Annotated in this window: 13 protein-coding genes and 1 pseudogene; 9 read left to right on the top strand and 5 right to left on the bottom strand. The window is 71.1% G+C overall.

Annotation, left to right across the window (positions count from 1 at the left end):
• Positions 1 to 9 precede the first annotated feature (9 nt).
• Positions 10 to 1,419: pseudogene (gene argS, locus IPJ59_RS38230) on the bottom strand (arginine--tRNA ligase domain-containing protein); the annotation flags it as partial.
• A 59-nt stretch (positions 1,420 to 1,478) separates the two neighbouring features.
• Between argS and IPJ59_RS28795 the strand changes: the two are divergent.
• Positions 1,479 to 1,628 (top strand): hypothetical protein, encoded by a 150-nt coding sequence (locus IPJ59_RS28795; protein ID WP_293253569.1) that lies wholly within the window; start codon positions 1,479 to 1,481, stop codon positions 1,626 to 1,628.
• 8 nt (positions 1,629 to 1,636) lie between these two features.
• On the opposite strand, the gene IPJ59_RS28800 is transcribed toward IPJ59_RS28795, so the two are convergent.
• The gene (locus IPJ59_RS28800) at positions 1,637 to 2,155 is read right to left on the bottom strand and encodes a DUF2505 family protein (RefSeq protein WP_293274161.1); all 519 of its coding nucleotides are present in this window, start codon (positions 2,153 to 2,155) and stop codon (positions 1,637 to 1,639) included.
• A 40-nt stretch (positions 2,156 to 2,195) separates the two neighbouring features.
• On the opposite strand from IPJ59_RS28800, the gene IPJ59_RS28805 reads away from it, so the two are divergent.
• The 3 genes from IPJ59_RS28805 to IPJ59_RS28815 all read left to right on the top strand — a co-directional run bounded on the left by IPJ59_RS28805 (position 2,196) and on the right by IPJ59_RS28815 (position 6,171).
• Positions 2,196 to 2,867, top strand: a complete 672-nt coding sequence (locus IPJ59_RS28805) for an HD domain-containing protein (RefSeq protein WP_293253574.1) — start codon at positions 2,196 to 2,198, stop codon at positions 2,865 to 2,867.
• 84 nt (positions 2,868 to 2,951) lie between these two features.
• The gene (locus tag IPJ59_RS28810) at positions 2,952 to 5,102 is read left to right on the top strand and encodes an FG-GAP repeat domain-containing protein (protein WP_293274162.1); all 2,151 of its coding nucleotides are present in this window, start codon (positions 2,952 to 2,954) and stop codon (positions 5,100 to 5,102) included.
• A gap of 106 nt (positions 5,103 to 5,208) precedes the next feature.
• The gene (locus IPJ59_RS28815) at positions 5,209 to 6,171 is read left to right on the top strand and encodes an AEC family transporter (protein ID WP_293274163.1); all 963 of its coding nucleotides are present in this window, start codon (positions 5,209 to 5,211) and stop codon (positions 6,169 to 6,171) included.
• A gap of 143 nt (positions 6,172 to 6,314) precedes the next feature.
• On the opposite strand, the gene IPJ59_RS28820 is transcribed toward IPJ59_RS28815, so the two are convergent.
• Genes IPJ59_RS28820 through IPJ59_RS28830 form a run of 3 tightly spaced genes read right to left on the bottom strand, consistent with a single transcriptional unit; the run spans position 6,315 to position 10,443 of the window.
• Positions 6,315 to 8,789 carry a thiamine pyrophosphate-requiring protein gene (locus tag IPJ59_RS28820; protein ID WP_293274164.1) on the bottom strand — a complete coding sequence of 825 codons (2,475 nt, stop codon included), beginning with the start codon at positions 8,787 to 8,789 and terminating at the stop codon, positions 6,315 to 6,317.
• Positions 8,786 to 9,886, bottom strand: coding sequence for a cyanuric acid amidohydrolase (atzD, locus tag IPJ59_RS28825; RefSeq protein WP_293274165.1), 1,101 nt, complete (start codon positions 9,884 to 9,886; stop codon positions 8,786 to 8,788). The genes IPJ59_RS28820 and atzD overlap by 4 nt, the downstream gene beginning before the upstream one ends.
• The gene (locus tag IPJ59_RS28830; RefSeq protein WP_293274166.1) at positions 9,883 to 10,443 is read right to left on the bottom strand and encodes an ureidoglycolate lyase; all 561 of its coding nucleotides are present in this window, start codon (positions 10,441 to 10,443) and stop codon (positions 9,883 to 9,885) included. Before IPJ59_RS28830 ends, atzD begins: the two co-directional genes overlap by 4 nt.
• A 201-nt stretch (positions 10,444 to 10,644) precedes the next feature.
• Here IPJ59_RS28830 and IPJ59_RS28835 point away from each other — a divergent pair, with 201 nt between their 5' ends.
• The 5 genes from IPJ59_RS28835 (at position 10,645) to IPJ59_RS28855 (ending at position 18,098) form a co-directional block, all read left to right on the top strand.
• A complete protein-coding gene (locus IPJ59_RS28835) occupies positions 10,645 to 12,714 on the top strand; it encodes a hypothetical protein (protein ID WP_463673377.1) in 2,070 nt (689 codons plus the stop codon).
• Between the two features lie 169 nt (positions 12,715 to 12,883).
• The gene (locus IPJ59_RS28840; RefSeq protein WP_293245959.1) at positions 12,884 to 13,081 is read left to right on the top strand and encodes a DUF4169 family protein; all 198 of its coding nucleotides are present in this window, start codon (positions 12,884 to 12,886) and stop codon (positions 13,079 to 13,081) included.
• Between the two features lie 105 nt (positions 13,082 to 13,186).
• A complete protein-coding gene (locus IPJ59_RS28845; protein ID WP_293245962.1) occupies positions 13,187 to 14,296 on the top strand; it encodes an alpha/beta fold hydrolase in 1,110 nt (369 codons plus the stop codon).
• A gap of 313 nt (positions 14,297 to 14,609) precedes the next feature.
• A complete protein-coding gene (locus tag IPJ59_RS28850; RefSeq protein ID WP_293245965.1) occupies positions 14,610 to 15,548 on the top strand; it encodes an SIR2 family protein in 939 nt (312 codons plus the stop codon).
• 18 nt (positions 15,549 to 15,566) lie between these two features.
• Positions 15,567 to 18,098, top strand: a complete 2,532-nt coding sequence (locus tag IPJ59_RS28855; protein ID WP_293274168.1) for an nSTAND1 domain-containing NTPase — start codon at positions 15,567 to 15,569, stop codon at positions 18,096 to 18,098.
• The last annotated feature ends 109 nt before the right edge of the window (positions 18,099 to 18,207 follow it).

Consider the following 18,207-nt stretch of genomic DNA (forward strand, 5'->3'; position numbering starts at 1 on the left):
TCCGGTGTTGCCGGTGAGCTCGAGCCACGCGGGCATGTCGAAGACGATCTTCTGGTTCACGTCGCGGGCGAGCATGCCGTATTTGATCGCGCCGATAGCGATCATATCGGCGGCGGCGGCGAGCTCGTCCTCGGGCCATTCGCCGATGAAGTTATCGAGGTACATGCGGCGGATGTGCGCGGTCATCTGCTGGCGCAGGCTGCGAAACAGCACCACGTTGCCCTTGCGCGTCGCCATCGGCCCGTCGGGCAGCTCGACCATCTCGTAGGGCACGTGCTGGCAGCGCTCGGCCTGGGCGAAGCCCATCTTCTTGAGGGTGAGGAAGACGTGGCGGAAGTGGTCGCTCTGGCGCACGTCGACGACGTAGATCGATCGGTCGATGCGATACTCCTCGAACTTGAGGCGGGCGAGGGCGAGGTCCTTGGTGGCGTAGAGGCCGGTGCCGTCGCGCTTGCGCAGCATGAAGAAGGGCATGTGCTTGACCTCGTCGTTGACGACGCCGATCGCGCCCTCGCTGACGATGAACACGCCCTTCGCCAGGAACTCGTCGACCAGCGCGAGGCCGGGCTCGTCGACCTCGCTCTCGTAGAACACTCGGTCGAAGCGAACGCCGCACCAGGCGTAGATCTCGGCGAAGTCGTCGAGCGACCATTGCCGCGTCTCTGACCATACTCCCAGCAGCTCGGGGTCGCGGGCCTCGAGCTTCTGCAGGAGCTCGGTGGTGCGGGCCTTCGCGGCGGCCAGGCTGGTGGCGGCCTGCGTGTCGCCGGCCCTCGCTTGCTCGTCCCACAGCTCGAGCTGGCTGGTGGCGGCCGCATAGAGCTCGCCGAGCCACTCGCCGCGGTGGCTGGGCGGTGGCGTGCGGTCGGCGAGGTGGTCGAGGTACCACCACAGGCACTTGGCGATGTGGGCCCCGACGTCGCCGAGGTAGTTGGCGGCGATGACCTCGTCGCCGTCGGCGCGGAGCAGGCGGACCAGCGCGTCGCCGAGGCAGAGGTTGCGCAGGTGGCCGACGTGGAAGGCCTTGTGGGTGTTGGGCTGCGAATACTCGATCATCACGCGCGTGCCGCTGGCGGGCGGCGCGGGGACCTCGGCGCGCGCGAGCGGCGGGAGGACGAGCGCGGCGGCGCGGCCGAGATCGAGGCGGAGATTGACGTAGGGGCCGGCCGCGACGGCGCTGGCGATCAGCGAGTCGGCCGTCATGGTGGTGAGGCGCGCGGCCAGCTCCGCGGCGATCTGCGGCGGGCCCTTGCGCAGCGCCTTGGCCAGCTTGAAGCAGGGGAACGCGAGGTCGCCCATCGTCGGGTCCGGCGGGGCCACGATCGACGCGGCGACCTCGGCGAGGCTCAGGCCGGCGGCCTCGGGCAGGGCGGGGTGCAGCGCGCGGGCGGCTGCGGCGGCGAGCGAGGCGTCGAACATCGGGCGCGGAGGGTAGCCCGGGCGCGCACGCGCGGGCAATGCCGTGGTAAAACGGCGGCGTGGGGAATCTCTACGGCGTCATCGCCTTCGCGCTGCTGTGGCTGTTCCTGGCCGGCTTCTTCGTCGCGCTGCTGCGCGGGCTGCTGCGGCGCACACGCGCGCTGCGGGGGCGCCACGGCGACGGCGGCGACCCGGAGCACGGGCTTTAGGCGGACGCTCAGGTGGGCTCGTGAGCGGGGCGGTGGCTGGCGATCCACCGGTTCGTGAACTCGGCGCCGGCGCCCCAGCCCTCTTGCATCTGCTTCTCCATGCCAGATTCCATGATGCCGCCCATGCCGAAGATGCGGGCCTCGACCTCGGCGTCGGCGATGCGGCGGATGCGGTCGGGGCCGATCGGCTCGACGCGCAGGACGCCCTCGTTGCGGGTCTTGTCGGTGAAGGTGCTGAGGCGGATCTGCCAGCGAAGGATCTGGGTCGACTTGTCGAAGCGGACCTCGTCCGTGTAGCTGAAGTTGTCGCCGATCACCTTCTGGATCGCGGCGGGGGCGTTGATCCGCGGGCGGCCGGTGCTGATGCGGTGGATCTCCCGGTCGGTCTCCGCGAACTTGAGGATCTTGAAGTCGTCGACCTTGACCGCCTGGGTGATCAAGGCGGTCGTGAACTCGGGGTCGAAGTACAGCTTCCAGAAGGCTTCAGGCGAGCAGTGGATCTCGTGGACGAGGTGGACTTTCTTCATACCGGCGGCGCAGCATAGCGGAAGATCGACGGGTCGCGGTATGTCTGGCGGCATCATGCAGGCGAGCCCCGAGGACGAGGTCTTGCTGGCGCGGCTGGCCGCGCTGGCCGAGCAGGCGATGCCGGTCGACGCTGACCCGGCGCACGACATCTTGCACGTGCGCCGCGTCGCCGCGCTGGCCCGGACGATCGCCGCGGCCGAGGGCGCTGATCTCGTGGTGTGCGTCGGGGCGGCGCTGCTGCACGAGCTGGTCAATCTGCCCAAGGACCACCCGGAGTCGTGGCGCTCGGGTGACCTGTGCGCCGAGGCGGCGGGCGAGCTGCTGCGCGCCGAGGGGATCGACGCGGCTCGCGGCGCCGAGATCTGCGCGTGCATCCGCGATCATGCGTTCTCCAAGGGGGTGATGCCGACCTCTCTCGCAGCGCGGGTTGTGCAGGACGCCGACCGACTCGACGCGATCGGTGCGGTGGGCGTGGCGCGCCTGTTCGCCACCTGCACCGCGATGCGCACGCCGTTTTACAGCGAGCACGATCCGCTGTGTCGGACGCGTGAACCGGACGATCGTCGCTTCGGGCTCGACCACTTCTTTCGCAAGCTGTTGCGCATCCCTGCCGGGTTGCACACGGTCAGCGCGCGGGCGCTGGCGGGGCCGCGCGCGCGCCTGATGGACGATTTCCTCGCCCGATTCGAGCGCGAGCTCGCGGGCGCCTGACCGGCCAGCGCGGCCGGCGGCGCGGCGCACGGCTTGACAGGCCCGGTGGCCACTCGCCTAATGCCTCGCATTTGGGAGGTGGGGATGTCTGGAAACTTCAGGTGGTTGATCGCTGGGCCGTTGTTGGTGAATGCGTGTGGTGACAGTGGTGGGACGACGGCCTCGGGCGGCGCGACCGAGGGCAGCACGGGGACCGGCGGGGCCTCCAATTCCGCCTCGGCGACGGAGCCGACGGGGGGCAGCAACTCGCTGTCGGATTCGGCGACGGAGCCGACCGGCGGTAGTAACTCGCTCAGCGATTCGCAGGTGAGCCTGACCGACGCGACGGACTCGAATTCGAACTCGAATTCCAGCACCGACTCGAACTCGAACTCGAACTCGGCGACCGACAGCGCGAGCGCGACCGACAGCACGAGCGGCGGACCGATGACGGGCGACAGCGCCAGCAGCGGGGGCACGGTCGGCGTCGACACAGACACCAGCGGCAGCGGCGGCAGCAGCGGGGACACCGGGGCGCCGCTGCTGTGCGACATGCCGCCAGCGGGCTTCGACGGGCCGCAGGACCCTGACTGCGAGATCGAGCCCCAGGTGGGCGCCTTCAACCCGGTGGCCGAGTGGTCGAAGAGCACCTGGTCGGTCGGGCCGACCTTCACGCAGGTGATGGCGGCGCCGATCGTGGTGTCGCTGACCGACGATAACGCCGACGGCAAGATCAACGACCTCGATGTCCCGGACATCGTGTTCACCACCTTCGCCGGCGGCGGCTACACCTCGCCGGGCTGGCTGCGGGCGGTCAGCGGCGACGACGGCAAGGAGATCCTCAACATTGGCAACCAGAGCATCAATGGCACGGCCGGCGTGGCCGGCGGCGATATCGACGGTGACGGCATCGTCGAGCTGGTGACGGTGACGAATGGGGGCGTCGCCAAGGCCTTCGAGCACGACGGCACGCTCAAGTGGACCTCGCCTGCGCTGGGCGCGAGCATCTATTCATATCCAGCGATCGCCGATATGAACGGCGACGGCAAGCCCGAGGTCGTGGTCGGAAAGTCGATCCTCAACAACGACGGGACGCTGCGTGCGACCGTGAAGTACGGCATCGGCAGTGTCGCCGCGGTGGTGGTCGATCTCGACGGAGACGGCAACCAGGAACTGGTCGCCGGCAACGCGGTGTACGACGTCGACGGCAAGGAGCAGTGGTATAACCCCGCGCTCGCCGACGGCTGGATCGGCATCGCTGACATGGACCTCGACAGCGTCCCCGATATCATCGTGGTCGGCGGCGGCAAGGTGCGCATGCAGACCGGCAAGGGCGTGGTCAAGTGGGACGTGGTGTTCCCGGGCGGCGGCGGCGGCCCGCCGACGATCGCCGACTACGACGGCGACGGCGAGCCGGAGATCGGGGTCGCCGGCAAGACCGGATATGCGGTGTTCGAGTCGGACGGCAAGGTGTTGTGGCAGAAGCCGACCCAGGACGCGAGCTCGCAGCAGACGGGATCGTCGGTGTATGACTTCGAGGGCGACGGGGCGGCCGACGTGGTCTATAACGACGAGGTGCGCCTGCGGGTCTACGCCGGCAGCAACGGGGCCGAGAAGCTCAATATCCTCGGCCACGGCAGCGGCACCCTGTTCGAGTATCCGCTGGTGGTCGACGTGGATAATGACGGGCAGTCGGAGATCGTGGTGATCAACAATAACTATGCGTACGGGACCAAGACCGGCGTGACGGTGTACGGCGACAAGGACAAGTCGTGGCGGCCGGCGCGGAAGATCTGGAATCAACACGCGTACTACATCACCAATGTCAACGATGACGGGACGATCCCGCAGTTTCCGGCGCCGAACTACAAGGCGTACAACAACTTCCGGTCGGGCGATCTGTCGCCGCCGGACGGCAAGAAGACGCCGGATGTGGTGCTCGAGGTTTCGGCGCCGTGCGTGTTCGAGTGCAAGGACGGCAAGCTGGTGTTGTGGGTGAACCCGGGCAACATCGGCGCGTCGCCGGTGACGACGCCGACGACGATCGAGGTGCTCGGGGTGGTCAACGGGCAGAACGTGATGCTGGGCAACCAGGAACTGCCCGATATCATCGATCCGGGCAAGTACCTCGACGCGGTGGCGTTCGTGCTCGACCCGGTCGGGCTCGAGTCGATCACGGTGAAGGTGTCGGTGAAGGAGCAGGAGTGCGATCTCGCCAACAACACGGTCACGCTGCCGGGGCCCTTTTGCGAGTAGGAGGGTCGAAACGGTCGGGCTGCCGTCGGTGCGAATCGGCGGCGGCGGGGGATGCTCACGCGGAGAGGCGCCGTCGGCGGCCCCGGCCTGGCGTAAGAAGGCAGCGGTGCCCGCTGGCGACATCCTCCCGCTGCTGCTCACGCTGTTCGGGCTGACCGCGGTCGGCCAGCTGTTGCGGGTGCTCGGGGCTCTGCCCGCGAACGCCCCGGAGGTGCTCGGCCGGGTGATCGTGCAGATCACCATGCCAGCGCTGCTGGTCGTGATCCTCGCGCGCGCGCGCTTCGAGTCCGGGCTGCTGCCGGCCCTGCTGGCGGTCACCGTCGCAATGTTCGTGGCGCTCGCGCTCGGTACGCTGTGGCTGCGCCTGCTCCGTGCGTCGCGCCCGAGCCAGGGGGCGGCCGGCATCGTCGCGGCCTTCTCGAACACGGCCTTCCTCGGCCTGCCCTTCGTGCTCGCGCGTTACCCGGGTTCGGCCAGCGCGGCGACCACGGCCGTGATCATCGACACCGTCGACACCACGATCTTGCTGCTCAGCGCCGGGGTGGCCTTCGCCAACGCGATGGCCAGCCAGGCGCGGCGTGCTGCGGAGCCGCGGCTGCCCCGGGCCGCGCGCGCGCTGCTCCGCCTGCTGGCCCAACCGATGATGATCGCCGTGCTGATCGGCCTCGGCCTCGCCCTCAGCGGACGCGAATTGCCGACGCTGCTCGCCGGGCCGCTGACATCGATCGGCCAGGCCACCACGACCCTGGCGTTCCTGACGATCGGCCTCGGCCTCGACCTGCGATCGCTGCGCGGCCAGACGCGGGCGCTCGCCGGTATCACCGTGATCAAGCTGATCATCATGCCCGGCCTGGCCGCGCTCATCCTGCTCGCGCTGGGTGTGCGCGGCGAGGTCGCGCAGGCGGCCGTGCTGCAGGCGGCCATGCCCACCGCGGTCGTCGCCGCGATCATCGCCACGAACGCGGGCTGCGACGCGCGCCTGGCCTCCGCCGCGGCTGTCATCACGACGCTGCTCTCGCTGCTCACCCTGCCGATCCTCGCCGCGAGCCTGCACGCGATCGGCCTGTGATCCGTGCCGCCACCACCAGCTCCACCGCCGAGGCGACCACCACCACCAATACCACCACCGAGCCGCCACCAGCGCGGCCCGACGCACGACCTCGCTTGGTCTTTGTCGCCTCGCCGGCGACGGCGAGGCGGCGCGCCGACTTGCTAGCCGTTGCGCTCGCAGATCACGTCGAGCAGGACCAGGCGGTCGCCGGTCCGGGCCAGCGCGAGCGCGCGGCGCAGCGCGGCCTCGACCTCGCTGGTCGCTTCGACGCGAATGCCGACGCCGCCGGCCGCCTCGGCGACCGCCGCGAAGTCGACGGCGACGTTGAAGTCACACAGCGCGAAGCGATCGTCGCGGACCGCGTCGCCCCGCGGATGTGAGCCGCGCGTGCTGCTCTTGATCGTGCTCCACGCCTGATCGTTGAAGACGATGACGACGATCGGCAGGCGCTGGGCCGCGGCGACGTGGTGGGCGCTGAGCGGCGCGTTGAAGTAGTACGCGCCGTCGCCGAGGGTCGCCACGATCGTGCGCTCAGGGGCGGCGAGCTTGGCCCCGAGCGCCGCGCCGAGCGACCATCCGAGCCCGCTGGCGACCGAGTTCTCGAACCATGAATCGCTGCAGCGGCGCGGCACCAGCCACGGATCGAGGTTGTACTCGTTGACGATCACGACGTCGTCGTCGATGAGCTGGCCGATCATCCACGAGAGATACGCCTTGGTGATCCGCTCGCGGGTCCCGTCCCTCCGGGCGGCCTCGCGGGCCGCGGTGAACCGCTGCTCGTGCAAGGCGGCGAGCTCGGGCCGGATCACGGCCGGTCCGCCGATCGCGTCGGCCAGCGCCCGCAAGGTCGCGGCTGGATCGCCCGCGAGGTTGAGGTCGCAGGGGAAGCCGCGCATCGGCAGGTCGCCGAACAGCGGGTCGACGCCGATACCGATGACCCGCGGGGCCCGGGCGCGCTGGCTCTGCGAGGGGATCCACGGCACCGGACATTCGACGGCGATCACCAGATCCGCAGATTCGATGTCGGCCGCGGGATCGAAGCCGAGGTGATGCGGGTGCTCGGTCGGGAAGTTGAAGAAGTTGCGCTTGCCGTGCTCGATGACGCCGACGCCCGCGACCTGCGAGAGCCGCAGCAGCGCCTCGGGGCCGCCGACGTAGTGCCCGAGATCGGCGGTGACGATCACCGCACGCTCGGCCTCACGCAGCCACCGCGCGGCGGTCGCCAGCGCGGCCGGCTCGGGCACGCTGGCGCGGGCCCTGGTCTGGCGCGCGCGGGCCGACAGCTCGATCGCCGGGTTCTGCTCGCACAGCGGCTCCTTGGGCAGGGTCAGATAGACCGGTCCCGCGGGCGGTGACTCGGCGATCGCCAGCGCGCGCTCGACCACGACGTCGAGCGCGTGGCCGCTGCGCAGCTCGTAGTCCCACTTGGTGAATTCGCGGAAGTAGCCGCCCTGATCGAAGGTGTCCTGGCCCCATTGCACGAAGTTGCTGCGGGCTCCGGGGCGCCCCTGTTCATACCAGGGGGTGTGCCCGGCCAGCACCAGGATCGGCACACGCGCGCGCCTGGCGTTGATGATGCCCATGCCCATCGCGGCGGTCCCGACCCCGACGTGGCCCATCGCGGCCTGCGGGCGGTGGGACAGCAGGGCGTGGCCGTGGGCCAGCGAGATGACGGTATTCTCGTGCGGACAGGCGACGATGCGCAGGCCCCATCGCGGGCGCCCTCGCGCAGATCGCGCATCGGACGCGCGGTCAAGCCGGGCCAGCGCGTCGATGATCGGCGTGAAGTCGGTGCCGGAGTTCGATGCGAGCAGCTGGACGCCGTGGTGATCGAGCAGGCGCAGGAGCTGCTCCGCGCTGGTCCCCGCGGGCAGCTCGAAGGTCGCCTCGGGCGCGGGGTCCAGGCGATCGTCGCCGTGGCCACGGGCGCCGCGAAGCTGGCCGCGCAGGGCCGTGATGAACGCCTCGGGGCAGTCGAGGTTGGAGAAGTGCGAGGCGCCCGGCAGCTCGACCAGGCGCGCGCAGGCGGCCGAATCGGAGATCGTTCGCAGCAGCGAGGTCGGCGTGATCGCATCGAGTGCGCCGCCGATCAGCAGCAGCGGGACGTCGATATTGGCCAGCAGTCCGCGGTGATCGGAGACCAGCATCGCGTGCCAGCAGGCCTGATACATGGCTGGATCTTTGGCGCTCTCGACGGCGATCCCGGCCTCGACGACCCGGCGATCGGTGGTCGGCGCGAACAGGCCGGGCAGGCTCATGCGTGAGAACTCCGGCACGCTCATGCGTGCCATCTGCTCCGAGAACCACGCCCGCCGGTCGGCGGCGTCGGCGTGGAAGGCCCAGGTGTTGGCCAGCGTCAGCGAGCGCACCTTGTCGCGGTGGCGCGCGAGCAGCTCGAGCGCCACCACCCCGCCCATCGAGAGCCCGACCACGTGGGCGCGCGTGTAGCCTCGCTGCTCGATCGCGGCGGCGACGTCGTCGGCGAACCCGGCCATCGAGACCTCGGCGGCCGGCCGGACCAGGTCGAGCGCCAGCGTGGCGTAGTCGTCCGCCAGCGCGGCGAGCTGCGGGCGCCAGAAGGTCGAGTCGCCGCCCACCGCGGGCAGGAACACCACCAGTTCGCGGTCGCGGCTCATGTCGACACCTCCGGCAGGCGCGCGACGATCGCCAGCGGACCGCCGCCGAGCGGGCCATGATGTTCGGCGCGGGTCGATACATACACGCGGGTGTCGCCGAGCGTGGCGGCGAGCACCGAGCTCAGCACGCAGCGCGAATAGCGGGTGTCGCCGATATCGTCGTCGCTGAGCATGGTATGGCGTCGACCGCGAATGCGTCCGCGGGGATCGGCCTCGGACTTGGCAAATACACCGACCAGGGGGCTCGCGGATGGGTCGACGGGGAGGGTCAATCCGAGCTTGCGGGCGACGGCCCGCACGCCCTCGATGTCGAGGATGTCGGCGAGGATCCCGTGCTCGATCATCAGATCGCCGGTCCAGGTCGGGCTGTTGGCGAATACGACGATCTCGGTGCGCTCTTGCCCTGGCTTGGCCGAGCACGAGGCGACGCCCGAGTAGAGCGACCAATCGTTGCACACGACCTCGTCGGAGAGCTGCGCGCGCTCGACCTCACCCAGCGCCAGGGCCACACCCAGCGCCGAGGCGGCCCGCGATCCGACCATATCGCAGCGCAGGGCCCGACCGGCTCGTTCGGCGGCCTGGGCCTGTTCAGGCGAGAATTTGGGGATGGCCCCCTTCATCTGCACGAGGTGCACATCGGCCAGCGCGTCGAGATCGAGGGTCCCGGCGATCTCACGCACGAGCCGGGCGGTCTCCTCGATCTGGGGCATTCGCCCGATCTCCTCCGGCGCGAAGGCCCGGGTGTGGCCGATCGCCACGGCCAGGCGCTTCACCGGGCGGCGTTGGCTGGCGCGCTCGCCCTCGCGGACCAGCACCAGCATATGCGGCGCGACCACACCCTCGGTGCCGCCCGAGAACGAGAAGATCACGCGGTCCTGGACCTGCTCGGCCGCGACCCCGAGCCGCGGCGCGAAGAGGTGCTCGAGCGCCGCCATAGCGAGCCCGCGCGAGAAATCGTTGCGACCGCCGTTGCCCTCGGTCTTGCCGATCACTGCGATCACGTCGGACGCGGCGAACGCCTGCGCGTCGAGCAGGCGCCGCAGCTCGTCGACGTCGGCTGGATCGCGGGTGTCGACGGCGAAGGCCCGAACCCTCACAAGCTCACCTCGAGCACGCAGCCGGTGTGGCGAAGGATGTCGATCTTGCGCACGTCGCCGCGGTCCATCTCCTCGGCGAGCGCCTGGGTGGCGAGCGCCTCGACGACCTCGGCCGAGTTGGCGGTCAGCACGGTGACCGGGCGATCGATCGCCATCGGGAAGTCGTGCCAGGTCCCGACGTGGATCATGATGCCGTGGCCGGGCGGCAGGATGAAGGCCTTCACCTGATCGAGGTCGGGCACGTCGCGGTCCGGGTTCGGCTTGCCGAGCACCATCGCCAGCGGCGCGTCGCCGAGGCCGACGAACAGCTGGGACATTCGCAGGTGGCGCTCGAGCCAGGTGATCTTGCCGGGTCGCGGATGGATGCGAGCGGTGCGGATCACCGCGTGCTCGTGGTACACAAAGGGCAGGTTGAAGCCCTCCTCCACCGCCCCCTTGTAGAACGGGATGGCCAGGCCGGCCGCTGGCACATCGGTGCCAATGAAGATTCCATACTCGGCGGTGTTCTCGCGGGTGGCGTGAACGACGGGGACCTCGATGAGACGGGGGCTCTGCATGCCGCGAATATAGATCAGGAGCCCGCCCAGGTGTCACCGCTGAGCGCCTCCATCACTGCGCAGATCTTGCCCGAGGCCGAGGTGGCCGAGGTCCGGAAGCGAAGGTCAGGGAGGTGGTTTGGCTGCGCGGAGCGTTGACCGGGCTCGGGGCCGCGGATACGATGCGCCGTGCTTCGCCTCGCCGGTCTCGCGGTGTTCTTGATGGCCTGCGGACCTGCGGGCGATCCACCGAAGCAGAGGCAGGCGAGCGGCGGGCTGGCGAAGGTGCAGGAGCAGCAGGAGGTGCAGGAGGACGTCGCGGGCCTGGCGGCGTTGAAGGCCGAGCTGGTGACGACGCACGGCGAGCCGGCGCGGGCGCGGATCGATCGCGGCGTCGACCAGGTGGCGAGGCTGTGGCGCGCGGAGGACGGCGAGCTCGCGGCCTTCGTGCGCGAGCACTTCATCGCCGACCCGGCCCAGCTGGATGCCACCTTCGCGCGGCTCGAGCAGGTGTTCGAGCAGGTCGACGGGTACATGCACGCGGTCGGACGCGAGCTGCGGCGGGCCAGCGACGTCGACGTGGGGCCGCTGCTGGCGATCGACCCGCTGCTGACGGCGGTCGACCCGGCGGCGCACCTGACGGAGGACCTGTTCGCGGCGAAGCCGGGCTTCGTGGTGCTGCTCAACTTTCCCCTGACCACGCTCGCCGAGCGCGACGCGGACGGGCCGACCTACACGCGGCGGCAGTGGGCGGAGGTGCGGCTGGCGGGTCGCTTCGCGCGGCGAGTGCCGGGGGAGATCCGTCGCGCGGCGGCCCAGGCCAGCGCCGAGGCCGATCGCTACATCTCGCAATATAACCTGTGGATGCACCACGTCGTCGACGCGCGCGGCGACCGGCCGTTCCCGTCGGGATTGCGGCTCATCTCGCACTGGAATCTGCGCGACGAATTGAAGGGGCGTTACGGCGATCCGGCGGGGCTAGAGAAGCAGCGGATCATCGTCAAGGTGATGGAGCGGATCGTGACGCAGACGATCCCCCAGGCGGTGATCGATGACCCGCGGGTCGACTGGGAGCCGGTCAGCAATACGGTGAAGATGGCGCCGGCGGACGCGATCGAAGCCGATGCTCCGCGCCGCGAGGGGGCGCCGCAGCTGGACGGGGCGCGCGAGCCGGATCTGCGCTACGCGAGGCTCCTGGCCCAGTTCCATGCGGCTCGCCGCGAGGACCCCTTCGTGCCGATCGCGCCGACGGCGATCGCCCGCAGCTTCGAGATCGGGCGCGAGCTGCCGGAGACGCGGGTCAAGGCGCTGCTCGAGCAGGTGCTGGCATCACCGCTGGTGCCGCGGGTGGCGAAGTTGATCGAGGGGCGGCTGGGGCGGCCGCTCGAGCCGGTCGACCTGTGGTACGCGGGCTTCAAGGCCGGGTCGCGGCCGGAGGCTGAGCTCGACCTGCTCACGCGCAAGCGCTACCCCGACGCGGCGGCCTTCGCCGCTGACATGCCGCGGATCCTCGAGGGGCTGGGCTTCGCCGCGGAGCGGGCGCGCTGGCTGGCCGAGCACATCCGCGTCGACCCGTCGCGCGGGGCCGGGCACGCGCTGCAGGCGATGCGCCGCGGCGACGCGCCGCGCCTGCGCACCCGCGTGGGCGCGGGCGGCATGGATTACAAGGGTTACAACATCGCCGTGCACGAGCTCGGGCACAACGTCGAGCAGGTGTTCTCGCTCGAGAGCGTCGACCACACGCTGCTGATGGGCGTGCCGAACAACGCGTTCACCGAGGCGCTGGCCTTCGTGTTCCAGGCGCGGGACCTCGAGCTGCTGGGCCTGCAACAGCCCGACGCGGCCAGCGAGCGCGAGCGGGTGCTCGGCGACTTCTGGCAGACCTGGGAGATCGCCGGGGTCGCGCTGGTCGACCTGGCGACCTGGCACTGGATGTACGATCACCCGGAGGCGACGGCGGCGGATCTACGCGAGGCGGTGGTGCGCATCGCCGAGGAGATCTGGGACCGCTATTATGCGCCGGTGCTCGGCGGCACGACGACGCCATTGCTCGGCGTTTATAGCCACATGATCTCCTATCCGCTGTATCTCGCGGACTACCCGATCGGGCACCTCATCGCGTTTCAGATCGAGGAGCACCTGCACAAGGTCGGGCGGCTCGGGCCGGAGTTCGAGCGCATGGCCAGCTTCGGCGCGGTCACGCCGGACGTGTGGATGACCCACGCCACCGGCGCGCCGGTCAGCGCTGAGCCGCTGCTGCGCGCGACCGAGGCGGCCCTGGCGGTGCCCTGAGCCGCGCGGGCGGGGAGGCTCGTGAGATCGATGTCGCGGGTGTGTCGATCGCGTGCGCCGAGGTACATCCTCTCGGGTGATGCGCACGCGACTGCGCTATCCGGCGGGTCGGGCGCGGAGGCTCGTCGCGTCTGGTGCCGGCGCGCGAGCTTCGCTATGCTCGCGGCGCATGGGCGATGTGATCAACCTGAACCACTTTCGCAAGGCGAAGGAGCGGGCGGAGCGGACCCGGCGGGCCGAGGAGAGTCGCGTCCGCCACGGCCGTAGCAAGCCGGATCGCGAGACGCAGCGGCGCGAGGAGCAGCGGCAGGCGGAGATTCTGGCCGGCAAGCGGCTCGAGCCCGCCGAAGATCCGCCGGAGGGGTGAGCGCCAGGCGGCCGCCAGCCGGTCGGGCGCTCGGGGATCGCCGGGCGACACCGGGCGCGTGCGGGCTTCTTCGGCGCGCGCGGGCTCCGTGCTAAGAGGCGGCCCATGGCTCCTCGCGCGCTGTTCTCCTCGCTGTTCGTCTCGTTGTCACTCGCGGCCGGCTGCGCTGGTTCCACGGCCAAGCTCGACCCCGCGGAGAGCGCTCTCGGCAACATCCCGGGTCGCTGGGAGAACGCGTTCATCGAGGTCGAGGGCGCGGGCGGGAAGTTGCGGATGCACTACGTCGCCGCCGGCCGCAAGGACGCGCCGCGCCTGATTCTGCTGCACGGCTTCCCGGACTTCGCGTACACGTGGCGCGAGCTGGTGCCGATGTTGTCGGGCGACTATCGCGTGCTGGCGCCGGACCTCCGCGGCTACGCGGCCACCGGCAAGCCGAAGAAGGGCTATGACCTCGACTCGGCGGCGGCCGACGTGCTGGCCTTCGCCGACGCGACGGCGGCGGCCGACGGCGCACCGGACGGGGTCGCGACCCACCTCCTCGGCCACGACTGGGGCTCGCTGATCGGCTGGTGGTCGGTCATCAAGGCGCCGCAGCGCTTCACCACCTTCACGGCGCTCAGCGTCGCCCACCCGCGCGCCTTCGCTGAGTACCTCGAGAAGTCGCCGGAGCAGCGCAAGAAGGTCCGCTACATGCGGACCTTCACCCTGCCCGGGGTGCCCACCTTCTTCGCCGGCATGGGGGACAAGCGGCGGCGCGAGGTCTACCAGGGCGAGCTCGTGCACCGGGACGCCTTCGATGACGACGACCTCGTGTGGTACCGCGCCGCCTTCGACACCGTCGCCGAGACCCGCCCGCCGCTGCGCTACTACAAGCAGCGCTTCCGCGACGCCGAGCACAACGAGAAGACCGCGAAGGAGGCCGCCAAGATCGGCATCCCGGTGCTCGTGCTGTGGGGCGAGCAGGACAAGCACCTCATGTGGCGCATGGCCGCCGACAGCTGCAAGTACGCCCTGCCCGGCAAGTGCCACAGCCACGTGTTCGCCGACGCTGGCCACTGGCCGCACTGGGACAACCCCGCTGGTGTGGTCCAGCAGTGGCGCGCCTTCGTGGCCGCGAGCGAGACGCCGGCCAGCGACTCGCCCGCGCCGGGTCCAGCGACGCCAGCGAGCAGTCCAACGCCAGGCGCCCCGGCGACCAGCCCCGCGACGCCGTGACGGCGAGGCGCCGCGGCGCCGCGGCGGCGTGACGCTGGACGTGACGGCGACTCGCCGCGCGCGGCCGCGAGGGTCCGGGATCTTGCGCGCTGTCTCCGTGCCCGCTCGCGCGCCGTGAGCCAGCAGCGGCGCTGCGGGCGCGTCGTCGCGCGTCGTGAGCACCTGTCTCTCGGGACAGCAGGGCACCGCGCGGAACGGCGATCGGGTCCGGCTGTCGGTCGCGGCGGCGCGGCGCGGCTTCGGGCTCGCGTGCGTGTACGGCTGCAGCGGCGGGGGTGACACGCTTCTGAACCTCCGTGTATCGTCAACCGCCATGTCATCCGAGACACCTCAAGGCCAACTCACACAGGCCGACTGGACCTTGCTGCTGTCGCGGATCGAGGCCGGCGCCTGTACGCCCTTCGTCGGGGCCGGCGTGCACGACGGCCTCACGCCGCTGCCCGGCGACATCGCGATGCAGTGGGCCGAGGCCCACGCGTACCCGCTCGAGGATCGCTGGAACCTCGCCCGTGTCGCCCAGTTCATGGCGATCGAGAAGGGCTCGCGCTGGCCGCGGAACGAGCTCGCGGCCGCGTTCATCGAGGCCAAGTCGGCGCTGCCCGCCGACGCCGAAGCGGCGCCCGAGGCCGAGGCGCTGCGGGCCCTCGCCGAGCTGCCGTTTCGCACCTACGTCACCACCACGCCCGACGACCGCATCAAGCGGTCGCTGCAGGCTCACAGCGCGCGTCACGGCGGCAAGACCCACGCCCGCCGCCCGCGCGCCGATTTCTGTCGCTGGCACGAGGCGCTGCGCTCGTCGTCGCTGGCCACCACCTTCGAGGAGGACCCGCACTACGTGCCCACGGTGGAGGAGCCCTTCGTGTTCCACCTGCACGGCCAGATCGCCGTCGCCGAGTCGCTGGTGGTCGCCGAGGACGACCACTTCGACATGCTGGTCGCGACGGCCCGCCACCCCTCGCTGATCCCCCCGGCCGTGCAGCGGGCGCTCCGCGGCGGGCCGGTGGTGCTGCTCGGCCAGCCGCTGTCGGACTGGAACTTCCGCGTGCTGCTGCGCAGCCTGTGTGGCGGCGACTTCAGCGGCCTGCAGGCGGGCAGCGTCAGCGTCCACGTCAAGCCGGCCGACGCCGACGACGGGCTGCTGCGCTACCTCGAGCGCCTGTTCGCCAAGCTGCACATCAAGGTCTACTGGGGCACGCCCCACGAGTTTCTCCACGAGCTGCGCGAGCGCTGGAGCGCCGCCCAGAGCAAGTGACCCGGGAGTTTGATACGCATGGAAACCGAGACCACGAGTCCGTACCCGGGACCCCGCCCGTTCACCGCCGCCGAGAGCCAGCGCTTCTTCGGCCGCTCGCGCGAGCTGCAGGACCTCGCCGCGCTGGTGATCGCCCAGCCGCTCACGGTGCTCTACGGAGCGACCGGCGCGGGCAAGACCTCGCTGCTGTGCGCCGGCGTCGTGCCGGAGCTCGAGCGGGTCGGCTTCGAGGTGCTGCCGGTCGCGCGGGTCGGCGGCCTGCTGCCGCCCGACGTCGACGCGACGCGCCTGCGCAACGTCTTCACCTACAGCGTGCTGCTGCACTGGGTCGGGCCGGACGACGACCTCGGCGCGCTGGCCCAGCACACCCTGGCCTCGTTTCTTCAAGCGCGCCTGAAGGCCGGCGGCCGCAAGCCGCTGGCGCTGGTGCTCGACCAGCTCGGCGACATGTTCTCGGCCTACCCGGCGCAGTGGGAGCAGCGCGAGGCCTTCCTGCGCGAGCTCGCCGAGTGCCTGCCGGGCGATCGCCCGGGCAGCGTCGTCGGTGAGCGCTCGCTGCGGCCGCTGCGGGTGCTGCTGGCGATCCGCGACGAGCAGCTCGCCAACCTCGAGCGCCACGCCGCGCTGCTGCCCGACGTGCTGCGGGTCCGCTACGCGATCGAGGGCCTGCGCGTGCCCGAGGCGATGGAGGCGATCTCGGGACCCGCGCCCAATTTGTTCTCGACCAGCGAGGCCGAGCAGCTGGCCCGGTCCCTCGCCCAGCGACGCGTGCGCCTGGCCAACGGCAAACAGGTGCTGATCGCCAGCGATCGCATCGAGCCGATGCACATCCAGCTCGCCTGCGACGAGCGCTTCGAGCGAGGTGGTCGCGCCGGTCCGCTGTCGAAGCCGCTCGACCCGGAGGAGGCGCTGATCCGCTTCTACGACCTCGCCGTCGCCCGCGCGGCCTCCGGCTGGGGCGGCGAGCGCAAGCTGCGGACCTGGCTCGGCGAGCGCCTGGTCACCCCCGAGGGCACCCGCAGCTCGCAGCTCCGCGGCAAGCGCAACGTCGGCGGCCTGTCCTTCAAGCTGGTCGAGAACCTCGAGGCCGCGCGACTGATCCGCTCCGAGGAGCGCGCCGGCAACACCTGGTATGAGGTCGTCCACGACCGCCTCGCCGCGCCGATCCAGGCCTCCAACGCGGTGTGGTTCGCGGCCCAGAAGAAGGCCCGTCGGGCCTGGCGCTTCGTCGCCTTCATGCTGGTCTTCGCCGGCATCGTCGTCGGCCTCACCTACCTCGGGCAGATGGGCTGGCAGCACCTGGAGGGCATCCAGGGCGACAAGAAGGGCCTCGAGGCCCAGCTCGCCTCGCTCACCGAGGCCAACGCGAAGCTCAGCAAGCAGCTCCTGCTCGGCGCCGCCGAGCTGGCCGGCGAGCAGCGCCGCGTCCTGCTCACCCAGCTCGCCGCCGACACCCAGGCGGTCGCCGACGACGTGCAGGCGCTGCAGGGCGTGGTCCTCGACATGGGCCGCTACCGCCCGAACGCCCGCGACGTCGACCTCGAGGCCCAGACCCTCACCAACTACTTCGCCTCCGGTCAGGCCCTGATCCCCCTCGGCGCGCAGGTCGACGCGCTCATCGCCCGCCAGCAGACCCTCGCCGACGACATCAAGGCGTTCAAGAAGGCCCAGACCGACCCGTCGCTGAGGCCGCTCCACGCCTCGCTCGCCGCCGCGGCCGAGGCGCTGGAGGACCCGCTAGAGCGGGCCCAGAAGGCCGTCGCCGCCCTCGCCGCCGACCACGCCCGGCACAACCCCGCGCTGTCCGCCGCGCTCGACGGCTACGAGGCCGCGACCCGCCCCGGCGCGCCGAACAGCGCCCGCGTGCGCGAGCTGTCGCGCCTGCCCTGGCGCGAGGGCTTCCGCGCCCTCCTGGCCGGCGACGCCGCCAGCGCGAAGGACCGCTTCGAGCGCTCGCAGGCCCGCGACGCCAGCAACCCGGCCCCGGTCGACGCGCTCGCCCGGCTCGCCTGGTCGCAAGGACAGGTCGAGTCCGCGGAGCAGGGCTACCGCGCCGCGCTCGCGCTGGACCGCGACTACAGCCCGTCGCTCGCTGGCATGGCCGAGGTCTACCTGAACCGCGCCTCGCTGGCCGACGCCGAGCGCTGCGCTCGCAAGGCGCTGACCCTGCAGCCCGACTACGGCCCGGCCCACCTGGCCCAGACGGCGATCGACCGCCTGCTCGCGGCGCCCGACGCCGAGCGCGGCAAGGTCAGCAAGGACAACCCGTGCGCGAGCAAGAAGGCGGCCGCCAGCGAGCCCGTCGCCGAGCCGACGCCCGAGCCCACGCCGACCCCTGTCGCCGCCGAGCCCGAGCCCGAGCCCGCCAAGCCCGAGCCCGCGGCCAAGCCTGAGCCCGCACCCAAGCCCGTCGTCGAGCCCGCGCCGACGCCGGCCAAGCCTGAGCCGAAGCCGAAGCCCGCCGCCAAGCCGAAGCCGAAGGCCAAGCCCGCCGAGGAGGTCAAGCCGCTCAACCGCGACGTGCCCGACGCCGAGGTCGGCACGCCGTAGCAGCGCCATCGGCCCGTGGACGCGCGTCCACGGGTCGCGCGCAATCATCGTAGTTGATCGTAGCGCGCGGCCGAGGCCCAGGCCCGGCCCGGGCCTCTAACCTGGGCCC

The sequence above is a fragment of the Nannocystis sp. genome, assembly GCF_016714285.1.
Lineage (GTDB): Bacteria > Myxococcota_A > Polyangia > Nannocystales > Nannocystaceae > Nannocystis.

What these genes read in the sequence shown, in the direction of transcription:
- IPJ59_RS28830 (WP_293274166.1), bottom strand. Translation starts at nt 10,443, where the DNA reads ATGCAGAGCCCCCGTCTCATCGAGGTCCCCGTCGTTCACGCCACCCGC.
- IPJ59_RS28840 (WP_293245959.1), top strand. Translation starts at nt 12,884, where the DNA reads ATGGGCGATGTGATCAACCTGAACCACTTTCGCAAGGCGAAGGAGCGG.
- IPJ59_RS28810 (WP_293274162.1), top strand. Translation starts at nt 2,952, where the DNA reads ATGTCTGGAAACTTCAGGTGGTTGATCGCTGGGCCGTTGTTGGTGAAT.
- IPJ59_RS28820 (WP_293274164.1), bottom strand. Translation starts at nt 8,789, where the DNA reads ATGAGCCGCGACCGCGAACTGGTGGTGTTCCTGCCCGCGGTGGGCGGC.
- IPJ59_RS28805 (WP_293253574.1), top strand. Translation starts at nt 2,196, where the DNA reads ATGTCTGGCGGCATCATGCAGGCGAGCCCCGAGGACGAGGTCTTGCTG.
- IPJ59_RS28845 (WP_293245962.1), top strand. Translation starts at nt 13,187, where the DNA reads ATGGCTCCTCGCGCGCTGTTCTCCTCGCTGTTCGTCTCGTTGTCACTC.
- IPJ59_RS28855 (WP_293274168.1), top strand. Translation starts at nt 15,567, where the DNA reads ATGGAAACCGAGACCACGAGTCCGTACCCGGGACCCCGCCCGTTCACC.
- IPJ59_RS28800 (WP_293274161.1), bottom strand. Translation starts at nt 2,155, where the DNA reads ATGAAGAAAGTCCACCTCGTCCACGAGATCCACTGCTCGCCTGAAGCC.
- IPJ59_RS28850 (WP_293245965.1), top strand. Translation starts at nt 14,610, where the DNA reads ATGTCATCCGAGACACCTCAAGGCCAACTCACACAGGCCGACTGGACC.
- IPJ59_RS28835 (WP_463673377.1), top strand. Translation starts at nt 10,645, where the DNA reads ATGGCCTGCGGACCTGCGGGCGATCCACCGAAGCAGAGGCAGGCGAGC.